At 35.8% G+C, this 23,225-nt stretch carries 20 protein-coding genes; 10 read left to right on the top strand and 10 right to left on the bottom strand.

Annotated features, from left to right (window positions below; all coding sequences use genetic code 11):
• Positions 1–126 precede the first annotated feature (126 nt).
• The 8 genes from IPI65_10700 to IPI65_10665 are packed head-to-tail and all read left to right on the top strand — an operon-like array spanning position 127 to position 9,370.
• Entirely contained in the window at positions 127–3,036 is a 2,910-nt protein-coding gene (locus tag IPI65_10700; protein MBK7441983.1) for an SBBP repeat-containing protein, read from the top strand.
• A gap of 27 nt (positions 3,037–3,063) precedes the next feature.
• A complete protein-coding gene (locus IPI65_10695) occupies positions 3,064–4,110 on the top strand; it encodes a hypothetical protein (protein ID MBK7441982.1) in 1,047 nt (348 codons plus the stop codon).
• Positions 4,103–5,773: an ABC transporter ATP-binding protein gene (locus IPI65_10690; GenBank protein MBK7441981.1), complete on the top strand. Its 1,671-nt coding sequence runs from the start codon at positions 4,103–4,105 to the stop codon at positions 5,771–5,773. The genes IPI65_10695 and IPI65_10690 overlap by 8 nt, the downstream gene beginning before the upstream one ends.
• Positions 5,736–6,170, top strand: a complete 435-nt coding sequence (locus tag IPI65_10685; GenBank protein MBK7441980.1) for a hypothetical protein — start codon at positions 5,736–5,738, stop codon at positions 6,168–6,170. The genes IPI65_10690 and IPI65_10685 overlap by 38 nt, the downstream gene beginning before the upstream one ends.
• 8 nt (positions 6,171–6,178) lie before the next feature.
• Entirely contained in the window at positions 6,179–6,739 is a 561-nt protein-coding gene (locus tag IPI65_10680) for a hypothetical protein (GenBank protein ID MBK7441979.1), read from the top strand.
• The gene (locus IPI65_10675; GenBank protein ID MBK7441978.1) at positions 6,736–7,401 is read left to right on the top strand and encodes a DUF2490 domain-containing protein; all 666 of its coding nucleotides are present in this window, start codon (positions 6,736–6,738) and stop codon (positions 7,399–7,401) included. The genes IPI65_10680 and IPI65_10675 overlap by 4 nt, the downstream gene beginning before the upstream one ends.
• Before the next feature lie 9 nt (positions 7,402–7,410).
• On the top strand, positions 7,411–8,481 hold the full coding sequence (locus IPI65_10670) for an isoaspartyl peptidase/L-asparaginase (protein ID MBK7441977.1): 1,071 nt from the start codon (positions 7,411–7,413) through the stop codon (positions 8,479–8,481).
• Positions 8,474–9,370 (top strand): hypothetical protein, encoded by an 897-nt coding sequence (locus tag IPI65_10665; protein ID MBK7441976.1) that lies wholly within the window; start codon positions 8,474–8,476, stop codon positions 9,368–9,370. Before IPI65_10670 ends, IPI65_10665 begins: the two co-directional genes overlap by 8 nt.
• A 44-nt stretch (positions 9,371–9,414) precedes the next feature.
• Here IPI65_10665 and IPI65_10660 read toward each other — a convergent pair whose 3' ends face one another.
• The 6 genes from IPI65_10660 to IPI65_10635 form a co-directional block, all read right to left on the bottom strand.
• Positions 9,415–10,182 carry a DUF2490 domain-containing protein gene (locus IPI65_10660; GenBank protein ID MBK7441975.1) on the bottom strand — a complete coding sequence of 256 codons (768 nt, stop codon included), beginning with the start codon at positions 10,180–10,182 and terminating at the stop codon, positions 9,415–9,417.
• 113 nt (positions 10,183–10,295) lie between these two features.
• The gene (locus tag IPI65_10655) at positions 10,296–11,993 is read right to left on the bottom strand and encodes a T9SS type A sorting domain-containing protein (GenBank protein ID MBK7441974.1); all 1,698 of its coding nucleotides are present in this window, start codon (positions 11,991–11,993) and stop codon (positions 10,296–10,298) included.
• Positions 11,994–12,169: 176 nt separating this feature from the next.
• Positions 12,170–13,447 carry a hypothetical protein gene (locus IPI65_10650; protein ID MBK7441973.1) on the bottom strand — a complete coding sequence of 426 codons (1,278 nt, stop codon included), beginning with the start codon at positions 13,445–13,447 and terminating at the stop codon, positions 12,170–12,172.
• Between the two features lie 306 nt (positions 13,448–13,753).
• The gene (locus IPI65_10645) at positions 13,754–14,080 is read right to left on the bottom strand and encodes an iron-sulfur cluster assembly accessory protein (GenBank protein MBK7441972.1); all 327 of its coding nucleotides are present in this window, start codon (positions 14,078–14,080) and stop codon (positions 13,754–13,756) included.
• A 55-nt stretch (positions 14,081–14,135) separates the two neighbouring features.
• Positions 14,136–14,555 (bottom strand): Fe-S cluster assembly scaffold IscU, encoded by a 420-nt coding sequence (iscU, locus tag IPI65_10640; protein MBK7441971.1) that lies wholly within the window; start codon positions 14,553–14,555, stop codon positions 14,136–14,138.
• 99 nt (positions 14,556–14,654) lie between these two features.
• Complete coding sequence (locus IPI65_10635) at positions 14,655–15,872, bottom strand: IscS subfamily cysteine desulfurase (protein MBK7441970.1); 1,218 nt, start codon at positions 15,870–15,872, stop codon at positions 14,655–14,657.
• A gap of 248 nt (positions 15,873–16,120) precedes the next feature.
• On the opposite strand from IPI65_10635, the gene mce reads away from it, so the two are divergent.
• Positions 16,121–16,525 (top strand): methylmalonyl-CoA epimerase, encoded by a 405-nt coding sequence (gene mce, locus IPI65_10630; GenBank protein ID MBK7441969.1) that lies wholly within the window; start codon positions 16,121–16,123, stop codon positions 16,523–16,525.
• Positions 16,526–16,601: 76 nt separating this feature from the next.
• Here mce and IPI65_10625 read toward each other — a convergent pair whose 3' ends face one another.
• From IPI65_10625 to IPI65_10615, 3 genes are all read right to left on the bottom strand, one after another.
• Positions 16,602–18,449 (bottom strand): peptidase M61, encoded by a 1,848-nt coding sequence (locus IPI65_10625; GenBank protein ID MBK7441968.1) that lies wholly within the window; start codon positions 18,447–18,449, stop codon positions 16,602–16,604.
• A gap of 119 nt (positions 18,450–18,568) precedes the next feature.
• Entirely contained in the window at positions 18,569–19,015 is a 447-nt protein-coding gene (locus IPI65_10620; GenBank protein ID MBK7441967.1) for a hypothetical protein, read from the bottom strand.
• A gap of 33 nt (positions 19,016–19,048) precedes the next feature.
• The gene (locus IPI65_10615) at positions 19,049–20,704 is read right to left on the bottom strand and encodes an AMP-binding protein (protein MBK7441966.1); all 1,656 of its coding nucleotides are present in this window, start codon (positions 20,702–20,704) and stop codon (positions 19,049–19,051) included.
• A 116-nt stretch (positions 20,705–20,820) separates the two neighbouring features.
• Here IPI65_10615 and thiL point away from each other — a divergent pair, with 116 nt between their 5' ends.
• On the top strand, positions 20,821–21,864 hold the full coding sequence (gene thiL, locus IPI65_10610; GenBank protein ID MBK7441965.1) for a thiamine-phosphate kinase: 1,044 nt from the start codon (positions 20,821–20,823) through the stop codon (positions 21,862–21,864).
• Positions 21,865–21,872: 8 nt separating this feature from the next.
• Here the strand turns inward: thiL and IPI65_10605 are convergent, their stop codons facing one another.
• Positions 21,873–23,207 (bottom strand): T9SS type A sorting domain-containing protein, encoded by a 1,335-nt coding sequence (locus IPI65_10605; GenBank protein ID MBK7441964.1) that lies wholly within the window; start codon positions 23,205–23,207, stop codon positions 21,873–21,875.
• Positions 23,208–23,225: the final 18 nt, after the last annotated feature.

The following is a 23,225-nucleotide window of genomic DNA, read 5'->3' as shown; positions in this document are numbered from 1 at the left end:
CAATTCCTATCCAAACAAGCCTAAATACAGTGCATTTGAGATGGGAATTTGAGGTTTTTTGTCCTTTTTGTATGTAGATACATACAATACTTTTGACCTTGCAAACAATTCTTAACCACAACGTAAATGAAAAACAGTATTTTTTTAACTTGCCTAATCGGGATCGCAAACCTCGTTTCTGCACAATGGACCAATACCTATAATGGTCAAGGTGATTTTAGTGATGTATTTAATGTTGTAGCTGCAGATGCAAGTGGAAATAGTTTTCAGGCAGGATATACCATTAACCCGGATTTAAGTAAAGATATTTTACTGGTTAAATTAAATAATAGTGGTGATACCGTTTGGACACGCATATTTAATGGATTGGGAAATGGACCGGATGAAGCAATTGCAATGACAATTGATAATGGTGAAAATATTTTATTAACCGGATATCAAAAAGGTAGCGGAACAGGTTATGATATAGTAACCTTAAAATATAATACAGATGGAAATTTATTGTGGACAGCAACATATAATTATACCACAAATGAATTTGACCAGGGCAATGCAATTATTACTGACGATGCCGGTAATGTATATGTTGCCGGCCAGAGTGATAAAGATGTAACCTTAAATAATAATGATGATTATCTGGTAGTAAAATATAATAGCGCAGGTATTCAACAATGGGTTAAAAGAACCAATGGTTTAGGAAACAGCACCGACAGGCCTTCTGCTATAACTTTAGATGGTGACGGAAATTTATTTGTAACCGGCCGTTCAGATAATGGAGCAGATGATGATTATTTTACTGTAAAGTATAATGGCAGCACAGGTGTTGAATTATGGAAAAATTATTACGACAGAACACATCACGACAGAGCAACAGATATTGTATGTAATACTACAAATGGTCGTGTTTATATAACAGGCAGAAGTGGTAATGGTGACAATTATGATTATGCAACAATTTGTTATGATGGCAGCGGAACAGAAATATGGCAAGGCATTTTCGATTATGTAGATGACGACAGAGCCACACAAATTGGCATCGACAATAGTGGCAATATTTATGTAACCGGACAAAGTGACGTAAACGCTTCTGCAATCGGAATTAATTACGATATTTTAACTGTAAAATATAATTCATCAGGCGTATTACAATTTTCACAATCGTTCGGCAGTGCCGATGGGGATGATATTCCTGCTGGAATGGTTGTTGATGCCGGAGGTTTAATTTATATCGCAGGCAGCAGCGATCAGGATGCTTCTGCTGATATTGAAAATGATATTACTACACTTTGTTATAATAGTACAGGCACATTACAATGGAGTACCACTTTTAGTGCAAATACATCAAGCAATGATATTGCAAAAGGAATAACCATAAATTCAACAGGAAAAATTATTACCTGTGGCTACAGTGAAAATATACCAAACAAAGATGCTGTTGCATTACAATTAACTACATCCGGAACAAATAATTGGGATTATGCTTACAATGGAATTGGCGATAATGCCGACAACGTACATGCCATTTACAGAGACAACAGCAATAATGTTTATTTAGCAGGATATACTTTCGGATACGAACAGGATAGAAATTTCATGGTGATGAAATTGGGTGCATCAGGCACTCAACAATGGATTAAAACAATTAATGGCAGCAGCAATACACAAAGCACAGATGATGCATTGGCAATTGCTCAGGATAACAGTGGAAATATTTACGCCGCCGGTTTTGTAAAAAACAGTGGCACCGGTTATGATATGATGCTCGCAAAATACAGTGCAGCAGGTGATTCATTATGGGCACAACAATACAACTATGATGCTGCAAACGAAACAGATAAGGCTGTAGCAATTGCAATTGATGCCGAAAATAATATATATGTAACCGGCCGAAGCGATCAGGATGCCACAATTATTTCGAATGATGATGTGGTTACATTAAAATATACTGCATCCGGTGTTTTAAGCTGGGAAAAAAGATATAATGGCGGAGGTAATGGATTGGACAATTCTAAATTAATTCGCATTTCTGATGCAGGAAATATATTTGTTTGCGGTAAAACATTTAATGGCAGCAATTTAGATATGCTGTTGATAAAATACAATACTGCAGGTGTTCAACAATGGGCAAAAACATTCGACCGCAGTAGTGGTGATGACGAGGCAATTAGTATGGTAATTGATGCTGAAGAAAATATTTATGTTGCCGGCCAAACCACTAGTGCTAACAACGATTTAGATGTTACTTTATTAGCATACAATACCAGTGGTGCATTACAATACAGTAAACATTATGATTCAGGTTCAACAGGCAATGATGAAACAAAAAGTATTAGTATCGATGCAGAAAATAATTTAGTTATTGCCGCGACAACCGCTTCTGACACCGATGCATTAACCTTAAATGGAGACATTACAGTAATTAAATTTGATATCAACGGAAATGTTTTATGGGATGAAACATTTGCAAATGAATTGAATGATGATGCAAGTGAAGCAGCTGTTGATGCAAATAATAATATTATTGTTACAGGACAAACAGATAATGGAACCGGTGGATTAATTAATTACGACTACGTTACATTAAAATATTCTTCAGATGGCATTTTAAATGAAACAGAAGTATTTAATGGCACCGGCAATGCCTCTGATGTGCCGAATACACTGCTTGCATTTGAAAATGAAATTTATGTAACAGGCGGAAGTTATGGTAACACTTCTCAACGCGATATCGTAACTATTTTATATGGCACCACACCGGAGCATATTTTTAATAACAACATTACAGTGCAATTAAATATTTATCCAAACCCGGCAACAACTAATATAACAGTAGCGCTCGACTTCGCATCAATTGCAAATGGAACATCGGTTGAGCTTTCAATAACGGACATTTCGGGAAGAATTGTTAAAACAATTTCGTGTGGTGCGGAAGAAAAATTAAATATCAACTGCGCTAACCTTCCGGCCGGCACTTATTTACTCAACGTAATTTCAAACAACAAAATAGTATCAACAAACACCTTCATTTTAAATTAAATCATTTAACACATAAAACTAAATCTTATGAACAATCGAATTAAAAAAACTATCATCTGTAAAGAAGTAACCAATTACAGCATTAACAGTAACATAAATGCATCTTATACACCAAAAGACGGAGATGTTGCTTTATTTGAAGTTTTAGAAGTTGGCAAACATCAATCAATTCAATCGGAAACAAAAAGAATAACTGCAATTTTCGAAGGCGATGTTATTATGGCTGCTTTTGCGAATCGTTATGCTACTTCTCAGTTTGAGGGTTACACACCGGAAGTACCAACAGAAATTCTGGATATTTTAGGCGCAGGCGGAGCAATTGGTTTAGTGAAATCAAAAAATGCTTCCTTAGAAGATATTGAACCCACAAAAGTTCGCTTGATTGGTTATGCTACAGGTGTTGATGGCAATGTAATTAATACCAAATTTTATCATACTAACAGAATTCCTTTTGCCGGATATGTTCCAAATAAGGCAAAATTAATTTTATCGGTAGGTTCATCTATGGATAGTGGTAAAACTACTTCTGCTGCCTATTTGGCAAGAGGTTTAAAAACAACAGGTAAAAAAGTTGCCTTTATAAAACTAACCGGAACCAGCTTTACAAAAGATAAAGATTTTGTTTTCGATTGTGGTGCAGATGTGGTTGTTGATTTTACTGATGGCGGATACCCTTCTACTTACATGTGTTCTAAGGAAGAAATATTAGACCTCTATCAAACATTATTATATATGCTTGAGCCGGAAAATCCAGATTATATCGTAATGGAAATTGCTGATGGTTTATTAGAACGCGAAACAGATTTCTTATTGCGCGACGCAGCATTTATGTCTACCGTTCACAGTATGATTTTTTCATGTGGTGATAGCCTTGGCGTGTTTTACGGATTACAATTGTTAGAGCAATTTGGTGTAACACCGGCAGTTATTTGTGGCAGATTTACTATGAGTCCGCTATTAATCAATGAAGTAAAAGCAAAAACAGAAATTGCAACTTTAGATATCGATCAATTGAGCAGTGGTGAATTTGTTCATTTGTTTGACCAACAAAAAGTATTTGTACATCATGCTTAAAACCCTTGATGTATTACGTTCGTTTGCGGTTAAGAAGAAGGGAATTATTACCGGTGCCTTTGTATTTGGTGTTCTAAGTACAGGGTGCTCGGTAATAATCCCTTTATTTATCGGGCAGTTTTACAATATTGCACTGCACTCCGGTTCGGCAAGGGGACGTATTTTTGAAAGTGTTTTTGGCCATATTGAAAATATTCAAACATTTTTTGCCTTTTTTGCCGGGTTTTTAAGCATTCGCTTTGTTTTTAATTTTTTTGAAAAATATTTTTCCGGTATTACGGGTGAGGCCTTTTCTAATGACTTAAGGAAACAGCTTTTTCATAAACAACTGCATACTGAACTCAGCACATTTGAATCGCGCGACAGCGGTGCTTATTTATTGCGCTATAGTGGTGATTTAAAAGCCACTCAGGATTATCTCACAAAAGGTATCATACAATTTTTATACGATTGTGTGTTTATGGTAGCAGCCTGCGCTTTATTATTGTTATTAAACAGGGAGTTAACAATTGTTTTATTATGCACCTTGCCAATATTATTTGTTATTAATAAACTGATGAATAAAAAAATCAGAACAATAACAAGAACCAGAAGAAATATTCGTTCACGTAACCTTGCATTTGTTGCTGCGCGACTCAAAGCTATTCAAACAGTAAAATTATTTAATCGCGAATCGATAGAATCAGAAAAGTATAACAAACGATCAGAGGTTCTATTTACTGAGGGTAAAAAATATTACTTCTTTTATGCTTTTATGCAGGCGCTTTATCCATATTTATTGTATGTAGCATTACTCGTTATGTTATGGGTAGCTTACAACAGTTTTAACGAAGCAGGTTCAGGTGTTGATGGAAGTTCACTCATTACCTTTATTATGTTGGTTATGAGCATAATTCCTGTTTACAGGCGATTATTAAAAGTAAATATGATTTGGATAAGTGGCAATGTTTCAATGAGCAAATTAATTGGCCTTCTTAATGCACCTGAAGAGAACAAGGCTAAAGAATCCGGCAGTCAGCAATTAAAAGGAAAAATAATTTTTGATACCGTTACCTTTCGCTACAATGATAAAATAGTTTTGAAGAATAAAAATTTCGAAATTAACCCTGGCGAAATTGTATTGCTGGAAGGTGAACAGGGAAGTGGGAAATCTACCATATTTAAATTACTAACCGGTTTATATCCGCTGCACTCAGGCGAAATTAAAATTGACGGAAAATCAATTAAAGATATTTCAAAATATACATTACGAAAAAATATCGCTGTAGTGAGTGATAATTTACCACTATTAGGCAAAACAGTATTTGAAGTAATTTCATATAGTCGCAAAGACAAAAAACGCAAACCTGCCGCTGCCCTATTACGCGCTTTAGGGTTTGAAGGTGCCAATGATGACGTATTATTAAATAAACAGGTATTAGATGGGGGAAGAAATTTATCTGCAGGTGAACGCAAATTACTGGCTATTGCACGTGCCTTCCTAACTGATAAAAAAATCATGTTGTTGGATGAACCATTTAATGATTTGGAAAACACCTCCAGAATCAAAGTGGTGAGCTACATTGAATCAATGAAAGGCAAACATACATTTATAGTTGTTGATAATAATAAAATAAATATATCATATGATAAACATATTTCACTTCAGGCCGAGCAAGCTTAGTCTGGTTTTATTGATTACTGCCACCTTGCTTATAGCAGGTTGCACAAAGGAACCGGGCATTGGTGGAAACGCAACTATAAAAGGTAGCGTATATGCCAAACATTACAATTCTACATTTACAGTTCTATTAAGTTCCTATTATGTGCCGGACACTTATGTATATCTGGTTTTTGGAGATGATACCAATTATGGAACCAGGATAAAAACTAATTATAAGGGTGAGTTTGAATTTAATTATTTATATCCCGGCGCTTATACGGTGTATACTTATTCCATTGATTCAGCCGCTATTGTAAATTTTGCAGTTGACCCTCCGGAAACGGCAATAATTGAGGAAATAAATATCGACAGCAAAAATGCAGATATTGATTTAGGTGATCTTATTGTTTATAAATAATTGTTCTAATGAGAGTTGTATCCTTAGCTTTTCTATTAATTCTTACCACCGGTTCCCTATTGGGGCAAACAGGAGCTAATCGCGGTGCCGTTTCACAAACAAATGAAACTTACGAGTTGAAAAACGGGAAAATGGATTTAACCCGTCGCAACTATTTTGAATATGATAAAAAGGGCAACGTAACGTTAGAAATTACCTTTAATGATGCCGATACCATCAAAACAAAAGAAACCTATACCTATAATAAAAAAGGTAATGAAACTGAGCATATTGTTTATGATTCTGCGAATGTGTTGATTGCTAAAATCACTACAACTTACGACAGGTTTCAGTCAAAACAAATGGTAATTGTTTACAATGGCACTTCAATAGTTGAAAAAACGACATTTGAATATGATGCATTTGGCAGAAAAATCTCCGAACTAGCAGTAGATGCTGAAGGCCGGCAAATTAAAAAATATACTTACAAATATGATATAAGAGGGAATTTAACTGAAAGAGCGTTTTACGACAGTAACAATACCCTCATTAGCATTAAAAGTTATAATTATACTTATAATAACAAGTGAAAAAATATTTTTTTACATATGTATTTATAATTATGAACCTGCTGGCACATGCGCAGCAAAGCGATGCTGTGGGCACCGTGGGTGTCCAGGTTGAAAAGAAAATTAATCGCACTTTTTCGTTTGTTTATTATTCGCAGCTTGGTTTAAATGAAAATTATACTGAATTAGGTTATGCTTTGTTTGATTTTGGTACAAATATCAAATTGAATTCCAGATTTACTTTTGGAGCAAATTATCGGATTGCCACAATTAAAGGCTTGGACAATCAGTTTGATGAAAGATATCTCCTTTACTCCGATTTAAGTTATAACAAATCGTTTGGTGACTTCGGAATTAATATTCGCACCAGGTTTGTCACAAAACAATATGGGTTCCACAGCAACGAAGATCTTAATTATAAAGATGATAAACATTACTTCAGAAATAAAATACAATTAAAATATGAATTTAATTATAACTACTCCGTGTTTGTTTCAGACGAACAAATTTATCGATTGGATTTGTTGAATAAAACTGAACAATGGCGATACACAGCCGGGCTCAATTATCAAATAAACACGTACAACCGATTACAGTTATCCTACAGTATAAATCGGGATGTAAATACCCGGCAACCGGATACAAATTACATTGCCGGTGTAACATATTATTTTAAGTTTTAAATTTGTCAGATGAAATCAACATTCGCCGGCATCCTGATTGGGGTGTCTCTCCTACTTTTTGTATCCTGCAAGGAACAAACTGTTAATGAAACTGCAACTCCAAAACAAGCTTCTTTTGCTTTAGCATTACATGGTGGTGCGGGCGCTATGCCTAAAGGCACATACACTCCGGAGCAGGAAGCAGCTTTTCATGCAAAGTTGGCGGAGGCAGCCAAAGTGGGTTATGAAATGTTACAACGCGGTGATAGTGCAGTAGATGTTGTTCAGGCGGTTATTGCCATACTTGAGGATTCACCTTTATTTAATGCAGGACGAGGCTCCGTTTTTACCAACAACGGTAAAATAAAAATGGATGCTGCAATTATGAATGGCCGCACTTTAGATGCAGGTTCAATCAGCAATGTGCAACGCATAAAAAATCCTATCAAAGCTGCCAGAATGGTAATGGATTCTTCAAAATATATCATGTTCAGCAGTGCAGGTGCTGAGCGTTTTGCCGAAAAATACAATCTCGAAATGGTTGATGTTTCTTATTTCTATACACAACATCAATATGAAAGATGGAAAGGCATGAAAGATAGTACTGAAGGCGCTTATATCCATTATGTAGATTCAGTAATGGCCTTACAAAAAGAACCGGTTGCGTTAAAAAATATTGAAGAAAAATATGGCACCGTTGGATGTGTGGTGCTCGATAAATATGGCAATCTTGCCGCCGGCACTTCAACTGGCGGATTAATGAACAAAAAATATAATCGTATTGGCGATTCACCGGTAATTGGTGCCGGAACATATGCTAATAATAAAACATGTGCCATCAGTTGCACAGGAACAGGAGAAGATTTTATTAAAACTGTCGCTGCTAAAACAGTTTCCGATTTAATAGAATTTAAAGGATTTTCTTTAGATGAAGCAACCAATGATATGATTCATGTTCGCTTCAAAGAAATTACCGGAGATGGTGGTATGATTGCCGTTGATAAATATGGCGCAGTTTCCTTCCAATGGAATACTGATGGTATGTTTAGAGCGACTGCTAATGACAAAGGTGAAATCCAAACACATATTTATAATGACTAAGTGGTTGTTTATTTTAGTAATTTCCGGAATCGTTGCCTGCAATGCACCGGAGCCTAAAACAATAAATCCGGTAAAACAAAAATTCACCTTTGTGCTTGCCGATGACACTTCGTTATTGCGCAGTATAACCAAATTCGATTCAGCAGATTTACCAATTCAGGAAATTTTTTTCGGTAACAGAAAAAATGACACTATTCGCGTTATAAATTATTATTACAGTGGTGTGTTGTTGGTTCGAAAAGACGAATTGGATCGTAAGGGTGTATTAAATGAATATTTCGACTATGCTTATACCAATGGAATTTTAAGTGGTGAAGTACATGTAAAGGGTGTTGACACGTTAACCGTAAAATATTATTCTTATGCCGTGGATGGTAGTTTACGACGAGAAACAACTGTGTATCCCCAGGAAAAAATAAACCCGATAATTACTGTTCAGTATTACGACAATAAAGGAAATCCAGAAAAAATTTATACCCAAATTTATGAGGATAGCACTAAACTAGTATTAACCCGCTACGAAATGCAGTCTTTTAAAAACACGTATAACAGTTTGCAACAATTAGAAAAAAAAGAGATTACCTATTTGTTTGGATATTATGAATCGGCAGATACAATTTCTGTGACAAGTTATCGCTATAATCCATCCGGAAAATTAAGTGCGCAAATAAATAATAGAAAAGCCGCCGGCGATCAAACTGACAGCATCCAATTTATTTATAATAACAAAGGTGAGTTAGATAAAAAGATTACATTTTTAACTACTAATAATAAAAAAGAAGCAGTATCGGTTATTGACACCACTTCTTATACTTACGACATGAACAGCCAATTGACTGAGGAGCTCAGCACTTTAAACCATACCGGCTTTCGGTATGTGATTAAGTGAAACCTGAATATTATCAGGCGATAATTTCTTTTAAAGATTCCATATTAATTTCCAATATCAAAGTTTAGTGAAAGACCAATTACATTATATTCATTAAAATCGCGGGCAATATTTCCGGTGTTAGGGCTTACAACATTTATTTCGTGTTCAGCAGAAGTGAATAAATTAAACTCATCTTGATGCATTACATAAACACTCATGTTAAAATGGTCAGACAGCTTTGAGTTTAAACTAAAGTATAAACGACCTCTGTGAAAACCATTTGCTGCTTGTTTTACAGTTTTATTTCCAACTTCATCATAATATTGAACCGGGTCGCCACCGATATTATAATACAACCAGTATGATAATGATGGTCGAATGTTAATAGGCGTATACCGATTACGTGTACTAATTCCGTTTATCAGAATAATACGTTCATCATATCTAATTTCATTTGCTCCGTGCAATTCAAATTGCAATGCATGTGTAGATTTTAACACATCGCTGAACCGCCAAGTATAGGTACCTCTGAAATATACACGATTACGTGGAGTCCTGCTGCTTGATGGAATAATATTTAACTGATCACCACCCTCAATTGAAAAATCTGAATTGATTTTGTAATTAAGCCCTAATCCTATCTGTGCAAAATTAAATGCCATATTATCATCAGGCTGAAACGAATTTAATTCTTTTGTTTCAAGTGTAAATTTTTCACCTAACGAAAAATCCGCGCCAACACCCGTCCACATTTCCCAATTTTGGGCCGACAAACGCATACCCAATGCGCTCATAATAACTAACCAACTTATTACAAATATTTTTCTCATTTCTTTATTTTTCAAATAATCGCAAACCTGTTATAATTCAATCTTTGATATAAATAAAAACAGGTGTTGCGATTATAAAAACTAAAACCAACTAAAACATTTATTTATCTTGATTAATTAACTTTTATCAGTTGAATTGATTTAACACAAGTTGCAGTTGAAATAACCACTGAATACGCACCTGCCGCCAAATTGTCACCAATTGAAACCGATTCGGTACCCGCTGCAATGGATGAAGTGTAAACAATTTTCCCTGTAACATCTACAATCATTAATTGCGCATCTTCATTCAGGTTACCGATAAATAAATCAGTAGCGTTTGTAAATGGATTTGGCATAATGTCGGCATGTAATCCTGCCTCCGGTTGACCATCCTGCTTACAAATTATTGCTGTTACATTAATTGTATTAGAGGTTTTATTACAACCATTGGTATTAAATACAGTTACTTTGTAAGCACCTGAAGTTTTAGCATAAAAAGTTGAACCGGTTGCACCTGCAATATTCGCTGCACCTTTGTTCCACTGATAAGTTAATCCTGCTCCGGTATTTGCATTTAATGCTACACTGTCGCCAACACAAATCGTCGTTGCACCGGCAGCTGTTATAGCAGCATCCGGCAATGGCGTACAATATTTTACAGTTGAAAAATCAGCATTTGTATTCCCCGTACCTGCACTGTAACCTGTTATATACAAATAACCATTATTATCTAAAATCGCTTGTTTACCTACATCTTCACTATTTCCGGTTCCATTATATTTCAGGGTTAATAATTTTGTTCCGGCTGTATTATAATTTAATGCGATATAATCTGAAACCGTTGTGGCATTTCCTGTAACACCTGCAGTATAAATATTGCCTGAAGCATCATTCACTACACTATAACCTTCATCATCAAAAGCACCTGCACCGGTATATCTTTTTGCCCAATTTTGAGCACCTGTCGAAGCATTATATCTAATTAATGCCAAATCATTTGCCGAACCAACACCTGCACTTCTTCCGGTTACATAAACATCTGTTGCCGTTGCAGAAACACCATAACCACGGTCGTCAGCATCAGCAGTTCCGTTATATGTTTTTTTCCAGAGTTGAGTTAATGTAGTATCGTATTTTATGGTAACATAATCGCCTAAATTACCGGTTACAAATTCTGCTCCGGTTACGTAAACGGCATTACCTAAAACAAATAAATCTTCCCCTTCATCTTCGCCTGCACCTGCACCGGCTACAATATTTTGATTAACTAATGTACCTGCAGTATTATATTTTAATGTTACAATATCATTGTTAGTACCATTTGAAACATAACCTGTTACATATAATGCATTTCCTGCCAAAACAATTTTATTAGCTTTATCATCACCGCCACCTGCACCTGCATATCGTGTTACCCATTGTAATAAACCCAGCGCATTATATTTAAGTGTAATAATATCATAATTTGTTGTGATCGGATTTACATCAGCGTCGCTATATCCAGTAACATAAATATCGCCTGTTGCAGAAACTGCTACTGAAACAAATTTATCTAACTGACTTGCAGCATAATTATATACGATATTAAATTGTAAAGCACCTGCACTATTAAATTTTAGCAACATACCATCATCAAATGTACCTGAACCATTGCTATAACCTGCAACATAAACATTGCCTGCCGCGTCGGTAGTTATTGCTAACCCCTCATCATTTTCATTTGTACCATCCACAGTTTTGGTCCATACTGTTGTGCCTGCCGAATTTACTTTTTGCACTAAAATATCACGTTGTTTACCTGCACTTAACGTGTAACCCGTTACATACATATTATTTGTTGCATCAACGGCTATTGCTCTTGCTTTATCATTAAAGTCACCTTTTCCGTTAAATTGTTTTGCAATTTGAAATACACCTGCGCTTGTATATTTTACAAAAACAGCATCTTTTTGTGTTGCTGTATAATTTACACTTCCTGCTATCCAAACATTACCTGCAGCATCAGTTAAAATGGTTGCGGTATATCTTCTGAATTTGCAACAGTGCCATCATAATATTTTAACCATTGTACCACACCTGTTGCATTATATTTTGCAGTCATAAATTCATAATTAACAGTACCCCCACCTGCAGCATCACTTTTTCCGGTAACATAAACATTGCCTGTTGCATCTATATAAATATCAGAAGGTATATCTTCCTGATTTACAGGGTTGCCTGTAATAACACTCCATTGTTGTACGCCTGCAGTATTATATTTTATTGTTCTGAAATTATAATCTGTATTTCCACCTAAATCAATATCAGTTTGTCCTGTTACATAAACATTTGCAGTGGCATCAATTTTTAATGTTGTTAATCTGTCGTTATCTCCACCATTAACTACCTGTGCCCATTGTTGCACACCGGTGTTATTATATTTAATAGTAACAAAATCGTCGTTGCTGGCATTGGCTTTAATTCCGCCAACATATATATTGCCACTGCCATCTCTGGCAATCGCTTGTCCCCTATCGTCACCTGCAGCACCGTATGTTACATTCCAGTCAGTTGCACCAACACTATTATAACTTACTGTAATAATATCTTCACTTACACCATTATCTGTTCTTCCTGTAACTATGCATCCGCCGGTATTATTTACAGCAACTCCTGCTGCTCTGTCAGTTAATCCACCATCATATCTTGCAACCCATTGTTCAACACCTGAAGCATTATATTTTATGGTAACCATATCATCAATATTCCCTGCATCGTGATCACTTCTTCCTGTAATAAAAATATTATTTGATGCATCTATTTGCATGGATGCAGGAAATTCATCTTCATTTGAAATAGTATAATTATATCGTACGCTCCATAATAAATTACCTGCTGCACTATATTGCATTGTTAAAATATCATTTTTAGTAGAAGTTGAACCACCATCAGAATATCCGGTAACAGTGATATTTCCCAAACCATCAATTGCAATAAAATTTGCTTCATCATCAAATCCTGCTGTGTAATTATATTTTCTGGTCCATACTGTATCTCCCGATGAATTTAATTTCACGGTCAGAAAATCTTTTCCGGTTCCGGGATTAATAGTATAACCTGTTAGATAATAATTTCCTGCCCCATCAGCTACTGCCTGGTTATATCGGTCAGAATTATCGCCTGCACCGTTGAATCGGTTTTTCCATAATACATTTTGTGCATCGCCTGCAGCAGCGAAAGAGGCTGTCAGTAAAACCATCAAAACAGTTTTGCGAACAGCAGTAAGTAGTTTGTTTGTTAACATACAATCAATTTGTTAGCGTTAAGTAAAAATTTGCCATCACGATTTTAATGGCAATGTAAAGGTGATTGTATCCCGCGGGCTAAAAAAAAACAGAATAATGCTGCTTCCAAGCCTAAAAGGGGAAAAATTGTATGTAGCTACAGGTAATTTATGTGAAGTAAAATTGTAATTTGTTGAATATCAACAAGATACAATGCATTTTTTAGGGACAAAATACCATCATTTTCATAAAAAAGGGGCAAAAAAAACCTCCCATGGCTTGCGCCCGGAAGGTTTAAAGTTCAAGTATGAAAAGAAAAGATGTTACTAAACTGCAAAACTTTCTCCACATCCGCAAGTTCTGCTTGCGTTAGGATTTACAAATTGAAAGCCTTTGCCGTTTAATCCGTCCGAATAATCGAGTGTTGTATCACACAAATAGAGGAAACTTTTGAGGTCGGTAACCAATTTTTCGCCGCGATCTTCAAACTCCTGATCACCCGGTTTTGGTTCGTTATCAAAGTCCATTTTATAGCTCAAACCTGAGCAACCACCGCCTACCACGCTGATTCTGATGAAATAATCAGTGCCTAATCCGGCTTGCGATTTCAGTTCGTCTACTTTCTCTTTTGCGTATTCTGATATAAAAATCATAAACTTAAATTTTAAGGTTCAGCATAGTGTTAATAAACTGTTCCTTTATGGAATTTTAGTGCACAATTTTTTCTTCCAACTGCAACTCAGGCATACCATTTTTTTTGCGATAATCCTGAATGGCTGCTTTAATGGCATCTTCTGCTAATACAGAACAGTGAATTTTAACCGGAGGTAAAGCCAATTCTTCAACAATGTCCATATTATCTATTGTTAACGCCTCATCAATAGTTTTACCTTTTAACCATTCGGTAGCAACTGATGAAGATGCAATAGCACTTCCGCAACCAAATGTTTTGAATTTAGCATCTACTATTTTTTGTGTTGTAGGGTCAACTTCAATTTGTAAGCGCATTACGTCCCCACATTCAGGAGCACCAACTAAACCTGTTCCCACTTCATTTTTTTTGCTATCGAGCGTGCCCACATTTTGTGGATTCTCGTAATGTTCCAATACTTTTTTTGAGTATGCCATAATTAGTTGTTTTCCTTTTAAAATTTCAAATGCCTGTTATTATAACATTTGATTATAAAAATTAATTCAATTTATTTAGCTATTTCCTTTTCAGTTTAATTAATGAGCCGCCCATTCAATAGTGCTCAAATCGATACCTTGTTTAAACATTTCCCATAACGGACTCATATCACGCAATTTGTTTACTGCAGTGGTAACATGGTCAATCGTGTATTGAATTTGTTCATCGGTAGTAAAACGACCTAATGAAAAACGAATACTTGAATGCGCTAAATCGTCGCCTAATCCTAATGCTTTTAATACATAACTAGGTTCCAGAGATGCACTGGTACAGGCACTTCCGGAGCTTACTGCAATGTTTTGATTAAATGCCATCATCAAACCTTCACCTTCAACATATTTAAATGAAACGTTGGTAATATGTGGCAAACGGCTTTTGCGATTTCCGTTTACATATGACTCTTCAATTTTGCATAATTCACTTTCTAAACGGTCGCGCATAACACTTAAACGTGCTGCATCAGCTTCCATTTCAAGCATCGCCAGTTCAGCAGCTTTTCCAAAACCTACAATACCGGGAACATTTAAAGTTCCACTGCGCATTCCACGTTCATGTCCGCCGCCGTCCATTTGTGCGGTTACTTTTACACGCGGATTTTTTCTACGCACATATAAAGCACCAACGCCTTTTGGTCCGTACATTTTATGTGCCGTAAATGCCATTAAATCAATACCATCACGGTCAACATCAATACTTATTTTTCCAGCCGCCTGTGTTGCATCCGAAAACATTAATGCACCTTTTTTATGTGCAATATCTGCAATCTGACGAATCGGTGCAATTGTGCCAATTTCATTGTTAGCATACATTACCGCTACCATAATAGTTTTGTCGGTAACTACACTTTCCAGCTCATTTAAGTTAATATTTCCTTCGTTATCGGTTTGCAGATAGGTAATCTGAGCGCCTTGTTTTTCAAGGTGTTTACAGGTATCCAATACTGCTTTATGCTCTGTAGTAACAGTTACAATATGATTGCCCTTGCGGCTATACATATCATAAACCCCTTTAATAGCCAGGTTATCCGCTTCAGTAGCGCCTGAGGTAATGATAATTTCTTTGTCGGTTGCGCCAATTAACTTACCAATTCGCTCTCTAGCCTGGTCAACTGCATCTTCAGCCTCCCAGCCAAAAGGGTGGCTGCGACTGGCTGCATTACCAAAATGCTCATAAAAGTAAGGGATCATGGTATCAACCACACGAGGGTCTGCAGGCGTTGTAGCGCTGTTGTCAAGGTATATTGGAAGTTTGAGCATATTTTACTATTTAGACTAATTCTAAAACACAAAGTTAATAAAAAAGTTCTAAACTTGGGAAAAAATCGGCCCCAACATCCTTAGCCGCCTGCATTAGGGGTGTTTTTGTTTTTTTGGGGGGGGATGTTCATGCTGAGCCGGGCAGTTACCTCACCGTGCTACAGCAACCCAAAAGGTGACTAAAATCTTCCCGGTATAATTTGAATAGTGCGGGCGTGCTGACTAAGTTTGCAGAAACACCATTCGTTATGAAAAAGATAGAACATATTGGTATTGCCGTAAAAAATCTGGAGGCATCAAATACGTTATTCGCAAAATTATTCGGCAAGGAACATTATAAAATTGAAGCTGTGGAGCGTGAAGGCGTTAAAACAGCATTTTTTATGATGGGAGAAACCAAAATCGAATTATTGGAATCAAGTAATGATAATTCAGCAATTGCAAAATTTATCGAAAAACGTGGAGAAGGTGTTCATCATATTGCTTATGCTGTTGATGATATTTATGCAGAAATGCATCGTCTTGAAGCTGCCGGTTTTCAATTATTAAATGCAGAACCTTTACCGGGAGCAGATAATAAATTAATTTGTTTTTTACATCCAAAAACTACCAATGGTGTACTAGTGGAATTATGTATGGATAAACCACAATAAAAAATAGAAGGTTATATGTATTAATTTAATACGACAACCTTCTAAACTTAATCTATTACTGCCAGAAATGAAACTATTATCCTAACCAGGCTTTACGCAATTTAACCTGTTGCGGTGTAGCATTTGTATCTATCGAAAAGTTACGTGGCGCGGGCACTTCAATTTGCATAGCATGTCCTTTTAATTTTACCAGCTTCGTAGTTCCGTCCGCCTGTTTTCGTGCTACTACCATTTTTACTTTTGATCCGGGTTTAGCGGTTGTTTTCCATTTTTCAATTACACCGTCAGAATCACCACTTGTTAAATTTTTTCCGTTGATACTTATCATTCTGTCACCAACCTGATAACCCATATCTTTTGCAAAAGCATTGCTGCCTTCAAGATCACTAATTATAATCGTATTTTCTTCAGGACGGAAATCATAATTTAATGCAATATTACCCAATGTAATTACCTTCATAGTTGCAGGAGGCGAAAGTGTAATTCCTGCTTCTGCAAAATATGTTTCATAAGGTATCGGTGTATTACCTTCTACATATTTAGTAAAAAATGCTCGTATTTCCGGATAAGTAAGCGCCGCAATTTTATCAAATAATTCTGCATCATCAAACGCTTTATTTGCGCCGTATTCTTTACCTAAATCACGCATTAAATCCTGGGTGCCATAAGCGCCGTTACTTAATCTTCTCAATTCAATATCTAAACACATATTAATTAATGCCCCTTTCTGATACACATTGCCATATTGCTCTTTATAAACATCTAAACAACCCAAACTCATAGTAGTAAAAGGTAAAGTATCATTATAATAGTTTGTTGAAGTTTCAATTTTTCCCTGCATGCGGGAAATAAATTCTTCATAAGAAATTAATCCTGCCTTAACCTGTGCATGGTGAGCAGCATATTCTGTCTGACCTTCATACAACCACAAATGTCTGCTCATTTTTGGTTCAATAAAATTGAAGTCTGCAATTTCAAAACTATGAATAGCCAGCGGTGTTACAATATGAAAAAATTCATGTGCACATACATCACGTAACATAGGAGCAATATCGGCGATTGGCATTTCAGGTAAAAAATACACACTGGAGTTTTTGTGTTCCAAAGCACCCATGCCACCACTTACACCTGCCGTATCGGTAAAATATAAAATAAACGCATATTTATCTACGGGCAATTTTCCGCCTAAATATTTCCCCTGCGCTTTTAAAATTTCACTCACATTATCCATTATTTCGCGTGCTGTAATTATTTTGTTAGGAGAATAAATTCCGATTAAAACGCGTGCATTTCCTACCATCACTGTTGCAGTATCCGCAATAGCATACATTAATGGTGAATCGGCAAGATGATCGTAATTATCTAAACTATATTTATCAATGTCTTGCGAAATACTTTTTGCCTTTAATGGTGTTGAACCATAATAACCTTCCGGTTTTTTAATAACCAGTTCATAATCATTTTCTTTCATACCTTCCAGATATCCAATAAATCCGAAAGTGTTAATCATAAAATTATCAGCAGCTATATTTGTTCCTGCAGGTTCAAATACAGGATTATCTTGCGACATATCATAAGTATCATCTATCCAATATTCAATTTTACTCAGTGTAGTTGCATTAAATATTTTATACCGGTTAACATCAACAGGTTCGGTTTTTAATGCTTTGCCATTTGTATCATATGCTTTAAAATCGGCAACAAATCTTCCGAAGTCATAAATGGAATATGTACCGGGAACAATTTTCGGCACATTATAAATTATTGTTTCACTGCTTACTGAAGGCACATTAATTTCCACCTTCACCCGATCGTTTTCTACGGTTGTAAGGTCGATGGTTGCGGTATAATTTTGTGTAGCAGGATCTGCCGCAAAAGCAGTTAAACTGAATAATGTAAGGGCTGATAACAGGTAATTGCGCATAACAGATTAATTAAGTAATGGCTAAAGTAAGAGGTGTAACCTTTAAGGAATGTTAATGTTAAGAGAGATTAACGAAAGGGAATAAAAATTAACAACTTTACAAGCCGCGGTTGAACGATTCAGAATTTTGGAATTTCAGTGCTGGCAGTTTTAAACAGGAATAAAACCGAAAGTGCAATCAACACAACATTATTTATTATATAAAAAAACTCCATTACGCCTTTTTCTTTCACTGTAACATAACTTAGCGGTTTCCAGGTGTTAACAGCAAATACAGGATAATTGATGTTATTTATTGTTTTAATATCTACCGGATATCCGGTAATAAAAAATCGCTCACTTTTAGATTCCAATCCACTAAGTTTTACACCGGAATTATTTTGCAAGATTATTTCGGATTTATGATATTCAGTTGTACCTGAAATACTACCAATATATCCATTTTGAATGGTTGCAAATCCATCGTATTTTTTAATAACAACAAGTTTATTTAAACCTGTTTCAGGATTTCTTTTAGGCCAAACAACGGGATAGATGAAATAGATTAGCAATGCAAACGACAGCAACCAAATAATTAATAGCAGCCGACCAATCATAACTTATTGCCAAACAATTGTTTCTTTCAGATCGAACCATTTTTCATAATTGTCCTGGAATAATTTTTCAACTTCATTACGTTTAATTTTTAACGAAGGTGTAAGCAAATTATTTTCGATGGTCCATTCATTTTGCATCACAACTATTTTTTCCAGTTTTTCAAATGAATCAAGCATACCATTTACCGATTTAAGCGTTTGTTCAAGCCCGGCTTCCAGGTCAGCTTTCGATTTCTTTTTACCATTTTCCGATAAAGTAACCAGTGCCATTGGTTGAGGCAATGCATATCCTATAACCAAGCCCTGACCAATATCTGTATTAGCCGAAAGTTTCATTTCAATCGGCATTGGTGCTACATATTTTCCTTTACTTGTTTTAAATAATTCTTTTACACGCCCGGTAATTTTCAAATATCCATCTGCATCTACATCACCTTTGTCACCTGTTTTAAAATAGCCGTTTTCATCAAATACTTCTTTAGTAAGTGTTTCTTCTTTATAATATCCTTTCATCATTGCTGGATGTTTAATCAGAATCTCACCTTGCTCGCTGATTTTTACATCTACATGCGGAAAACGTAATCCAACAGTTCCGATTCTGTTGCGGTCAATATAATTGGTATGACTGTAACAACAATCTTCGGTCATGGCATAAGCCTGCTGAATTTTAATACCTAATTTCCAAAACCAGTTAATGGTATCAACTGAAATTGGCGCCGCTCCTGAAAAACATTGTTGGGCTTTCGATAAGCCTAAAGCTGATCTGATTTTTTTACGTACAATATTTTTTACGATAGGAATTTTTAATAAACGATTTAATTTCTCCTGTGGCATTTTTTCCAAAATTTTCTCCTGGAATTTTGTCCATATACGAGGCACTGCTAAAAATAAAGTCGGACTTGTTTCCTGTAAATTTTTAGGGAATGTTTCCAAACTTTCTGCAAACGACACCTGACCTCCTGTATATAAACTACCCATTTCAATCAATAGTCGCTCCGCAATATGACACATTGGTAAATAAGAAAAAAATACTGCTGTATTATCTACTTTCAATTCAGGAAATGCATATTCGGCAGCAAAGGCAAAATTGTAAAATGTATGCATTACACCTTTGGGCACACCGGTTGTTCCGCTGGTGTACATTATTGTGCAAAGATTCTGAATCGGATGATCCAAATTTTCTTTAATTGGTGCATTATTTTTTATTATTTCATCCCAGTTTTTATACTCTGTGATACCATAAAAAGGATAAGCTACACAGGGTAAGTTTTCAGGCACACCGGGTTTTAAATACGACCAGTCGTCGAGTTTTCCTACAAATAACATTTTGCTTTCGCTATGTTCCAAAATCTGGCGAACGGTGTTGGGCGACATATTCGGGTACATCGGCACAGAAACGTATCCAGCCATCCAGATAGCAAAGTCGCTGAGCATCCAGTGCACACAATTTTTAGATAGTATTGCTATTCGGCTGCCCGGCGGGTAGTTAAGTGATTTTAAGTAAGCTGCCATTCTGCGCACCTGATCGCCGCATTCGCCCCAGGTATAGTTTTGCCAAACGCCATTAATTGGCTGGCGGAGGTACAACCTGTCGGTTTGGGCCTTTTCCCATTTGTAAAAAGTTGCGAGCGGACTATGAATTGTTCTTTCTACGGCCATACTACTTTAAAATTTAGGTTTATAACGCAATTATAGTCACTAAGATAACAACCTGTGGCAGATATTGTTAAATCTTTGTGCAATTTTGTACTTTATTTCAACAAAAATAATTTCTGATGAACGACAATATAAACAGGACCGAAATAGCCAGTTTAGGCGAATTTAAACTGATTGAACATCTTACAAAAAATTTTGAATTGAATAATGCTGCAAGTTTAAAAGGGATTGGCGATGATGCAGCGGTAATAGACAATGCAAATAAACTTACTGTTGTTACAACTGATATGCTGGTTGAAGGTGTTCATTTTGATATGATGTATACGCCGCTACAGCATTTAGGTTACAAATGTATAGCAGTAAATGTGAGCGACATTTTAGCCATGAATGCCGAGCCAAAACAGGTTACGGTATCCATTGCCATTTCAAATCGTTTTTCGGTGGAAGCGTTGGAGGAATTATACGAAGGAATTTATCACGCCTGCAATTATTATAAAGTAGATTTAGTGGGTGGTGATACAACAACCAGTTTAAAAGGATTAATTATTTCTGTTACGGCAATTGGTGAAGGCGTTGAAGATGAATTGAGCTACAGAAATGGTGCAAAAGAAGAAGATCTGATATGTGTGAGTGGCGATTTAGGTGGCGCATTTTTAGGTTTACAATTATTGGAACGCGAGAAAAAAATATTTTTAGAAAATCCTGAAATACAACCTGACCTCGAAAACAAAAGACATATTGTTGGCCGTTTTTTAAAACCGGAAGCACGAAAAGATATTGTTGAAGCACTTAAAGAAAAAGCAATTATACCTACATCAATGATTGATATTTCTGACGGCCTCTCTTCAGAAATTATGCATATCTGCAAACAAAGTAGTTGTGGTGCCGTAATTTATGAAACTGAAATTCCGATACATACCGAATCGTACGAACAGGCATTAAAATTTAATATGGACCCTACTGTTTGTGCTATGAATGGTGGTGAAGATTATGAATTGTTGTTCACCGTAAATCCAAAACATGCTGCCGCAATTGCTGCTATGGAAAATGTTTCGGTGATAGGTAAAATAGTTCCTGCAGGAAATGGAATATTCTTAAAAACCAAAAATGATAACCTGTTTAAAATACAGGCTCAGGGTTGGGATAGTTTTAAGTCGGAATAAATACATTGCTAATTATCCAGGTAAAATAATTTATTATACACTCTTCCTTCAACAAAAACAGAAAGGATATAAATACCACGTGCATTTTCAGTGAGTTTAATTGAAAATTCGTGCCGCGGTGCTATTTTATAAAATGCACCATCAATAATATTTTGACCCAGTGTATTAAAAATATAAATATCTGCTTTTTCATCTGTTTCCAGATTTATTACAAATTTTAAAACACCTTTTACCGGGTTTGGAGAAATCCATATAATGGCATCATCGGGAACATTTAATGAATCATTTTCTTCCGGATCAACTTCGTCTTCAATTTCTGTAAAACAATCATAAGGTAATCCGTAAATCCAAGGTGTTACGGTTGGTTCAGTTGTAAAAAATGCAACCAATTTATCAGCAACTTTTTGTTGTCCGCTTCCTGATAATAAAAACCCGTCCTGACCGGCATCGTAATCGCCCGGACATAACCAGCGCAAATTGTCGTAAGCCCTTAAGTTTCTTCCATCAGCCCAAATATTCGGACCCCAGGCAACCCAGGCTGCAGGTGCTTCTACACCGCTATACGCAAGTAAAGTGTCGCCTTCAATTTGTTTTTGAATGGCTGCTTTAATTGCAAAATCATTAAAATATGGAGCCGGTTCGGCGTAGGCGTTAATGTGCACACCAAGTGTATCGCTATAACCACCATATTGCAGGCCGGTAATATATATCAGTTTTAAATTAATAAACTGGTCTTTTAATTTTCGAATTACTTCAACATAAGTATTGGTAAGCGTGTCAACATATTGTGCTGCAGTAAAAAAAGTATCTTCAAAAGCAACGGCCTGTAACCAAACAGCGGCAACTTGTTTCTTTTTCAAATCTGCAGTCTGAAAAAAATCATTTACATCTTTCCAATAAACATCATCGGCATCAGGCGCAATCATATCATGCAAACTATAATTTTCCATACATGCATTTAATAAACGCACACACGAATCGGTATTAATATCTTCATAAAAAGCGCCAAGAAATTTATTAAATGATTTTCCGGCAGAACCATTTCCTAAACCCACCATGACTACTTTACCATAAGTGGTATCAATTTCTCCATCAAAATTAATTGGCATTATAGCCTGTGCAATTGCTAAACCTGAATCGGCGTGGGCAACAGGTATGGTATTACTTCCATCGGGATACAATCCACCTTGAAAACCTAAATAACTATCTGTTTGTAAATCAACAATAGGAATCAGCAACGAAGTATCGTTTTCACAATTTAATTGTGCTTTAACGGTAAAATGAAAAAGGATAAGCGATAAAACACTTATCCTTTTTGCAATAATTTTAATGTTTACAGGCATGTACCTGTCGATTTATTT

It is taken from the genome of Bacteroidota bacterium, assembly GCA_016706255.1.
GTDB lineage: Bacteria > Bacteroidota > Bacteroidia > Chitinophagales > BACL12 > UBA7236.
The sequence above is the reverse complement of the archived record's forward strand: the minus strand, read 5'-3'. Positions and strand labels throughout refer to the sequence as shown.

Coding starts and splice junctions, on each gene's coding strand:
- IPI65_10700 (MBK7441983.1), top strand. CDS start 127: ATGAAAAACAGTATTTTTTTAACTTGCCTAATCGGGATCGCAAACCTC.
- IPI65_10695 (MBK7441982.1), top strand. CDS start 3,064: ATGAACAATCGAATTAAAAAAACTATCATCTGTAAAGAAGTAACCAAT.
- IPI65_10690 (MBK7441981.1), top strand. CDS start 4,103: ATGCTTAAAACCCTTGATGTATTACGTTCGTTTGCGGTTAAGAAGAAG.
- IPI65_10685 (MBK7441980.1), top strand. CDS start 5,736: ATGATAAACATATTTCACTTCAGGCCGAGCAAGCTTAGTCTGGTTTTA.
- IPI65_10680 (MBK7441979.1), top strand. CDS start 6,179: ATGAGAGTTGTATCCTTAGCTTTTCTATTAATTCTTACCACCGGTTCC.
- IPI65_10670 (MBK7441977.1), top strand. CDS start 7,411: ATGAAATCAACATTCGCCGGCATCCTGATTGGGGTGTCTCTCCTACTT.
- IPI65_10665 (MBK7441976.1), top strand. CDS start 8,474: ATGACTAAGTGGTTGTTTATTTTAGTAATTTCCGGAATCGTTGCCTGC.
- IPI65_10660 (MBK7441975.1), bottom strand. CDS start 10,182: ATGAGAAAAATATTTGTAATAAGTTGGTTAGTTATTATGAGCGCATTG.
- IPI65_10655 (MBK7441974.1), bottom strand. CDS start 11,993: ATGTATGTAACGGGTTACACGTTAAGTGCAGGTAAACAACGTGATATT.
- IPI65_10650 (MBK7441973.1), bottom strand. CDS start 13,447: ATGTTAACAAACAAACTACTTACTGCTGTTCGCAAAACTGTTTTGATG.
- IPI65_10645 (MBK7441972.1), bottom strand. CDS start 14,080: ATGATTTTTATATCAGAATACGCAAAAGAGAAAGTAGACGAACTGAAA.
- iscU (MBK7441971.1), bottom strand. CDS start 14,555: ATGGCATACTCAAAAAAAGTATTGGAACATTACGAGAATCCACAAAAT.
- IPI65_10635 (MBK7441970.1), bottom strand. CDS start 15,872: ATGCTCAAACTTCCAATATACCTTGACAACAGCGCTACAACGCCTGCA.
- mce (MBK7441969.1), top strand. CDS start 16,121: ATGAAAAAGATAGAACATATTGGTATTGCCGTAAAAAATCTGGAGGCA.
- IPI65_10625 (MBK7441968.1), bottom strand. CDS start 18,449: ATGCGCAATTACCTGTTATCAGCCCTTACATTATTCAGTTTAACTGCT.
- IPI65_10615 (MBK7441966.1), bottom strand. CDS start 20,704: ATGGCCGTAGAAAGAACAATTCATAGTCCGCTCGCAACTTTTTACAAA.
- thiL (MBK7441965.1), top strand. CDS start 20,821: ATGAACGACAATATAAACAGGACCGAAATAGCCAGTTTAGGCGAATTT.
- IPI65_10605 (MBK7441964.1), bottom strand. CDS start 23,207: ATGCCTGTAAACATTAAAATTATTGCAAAAAGGATAAGTGTTTTATCG.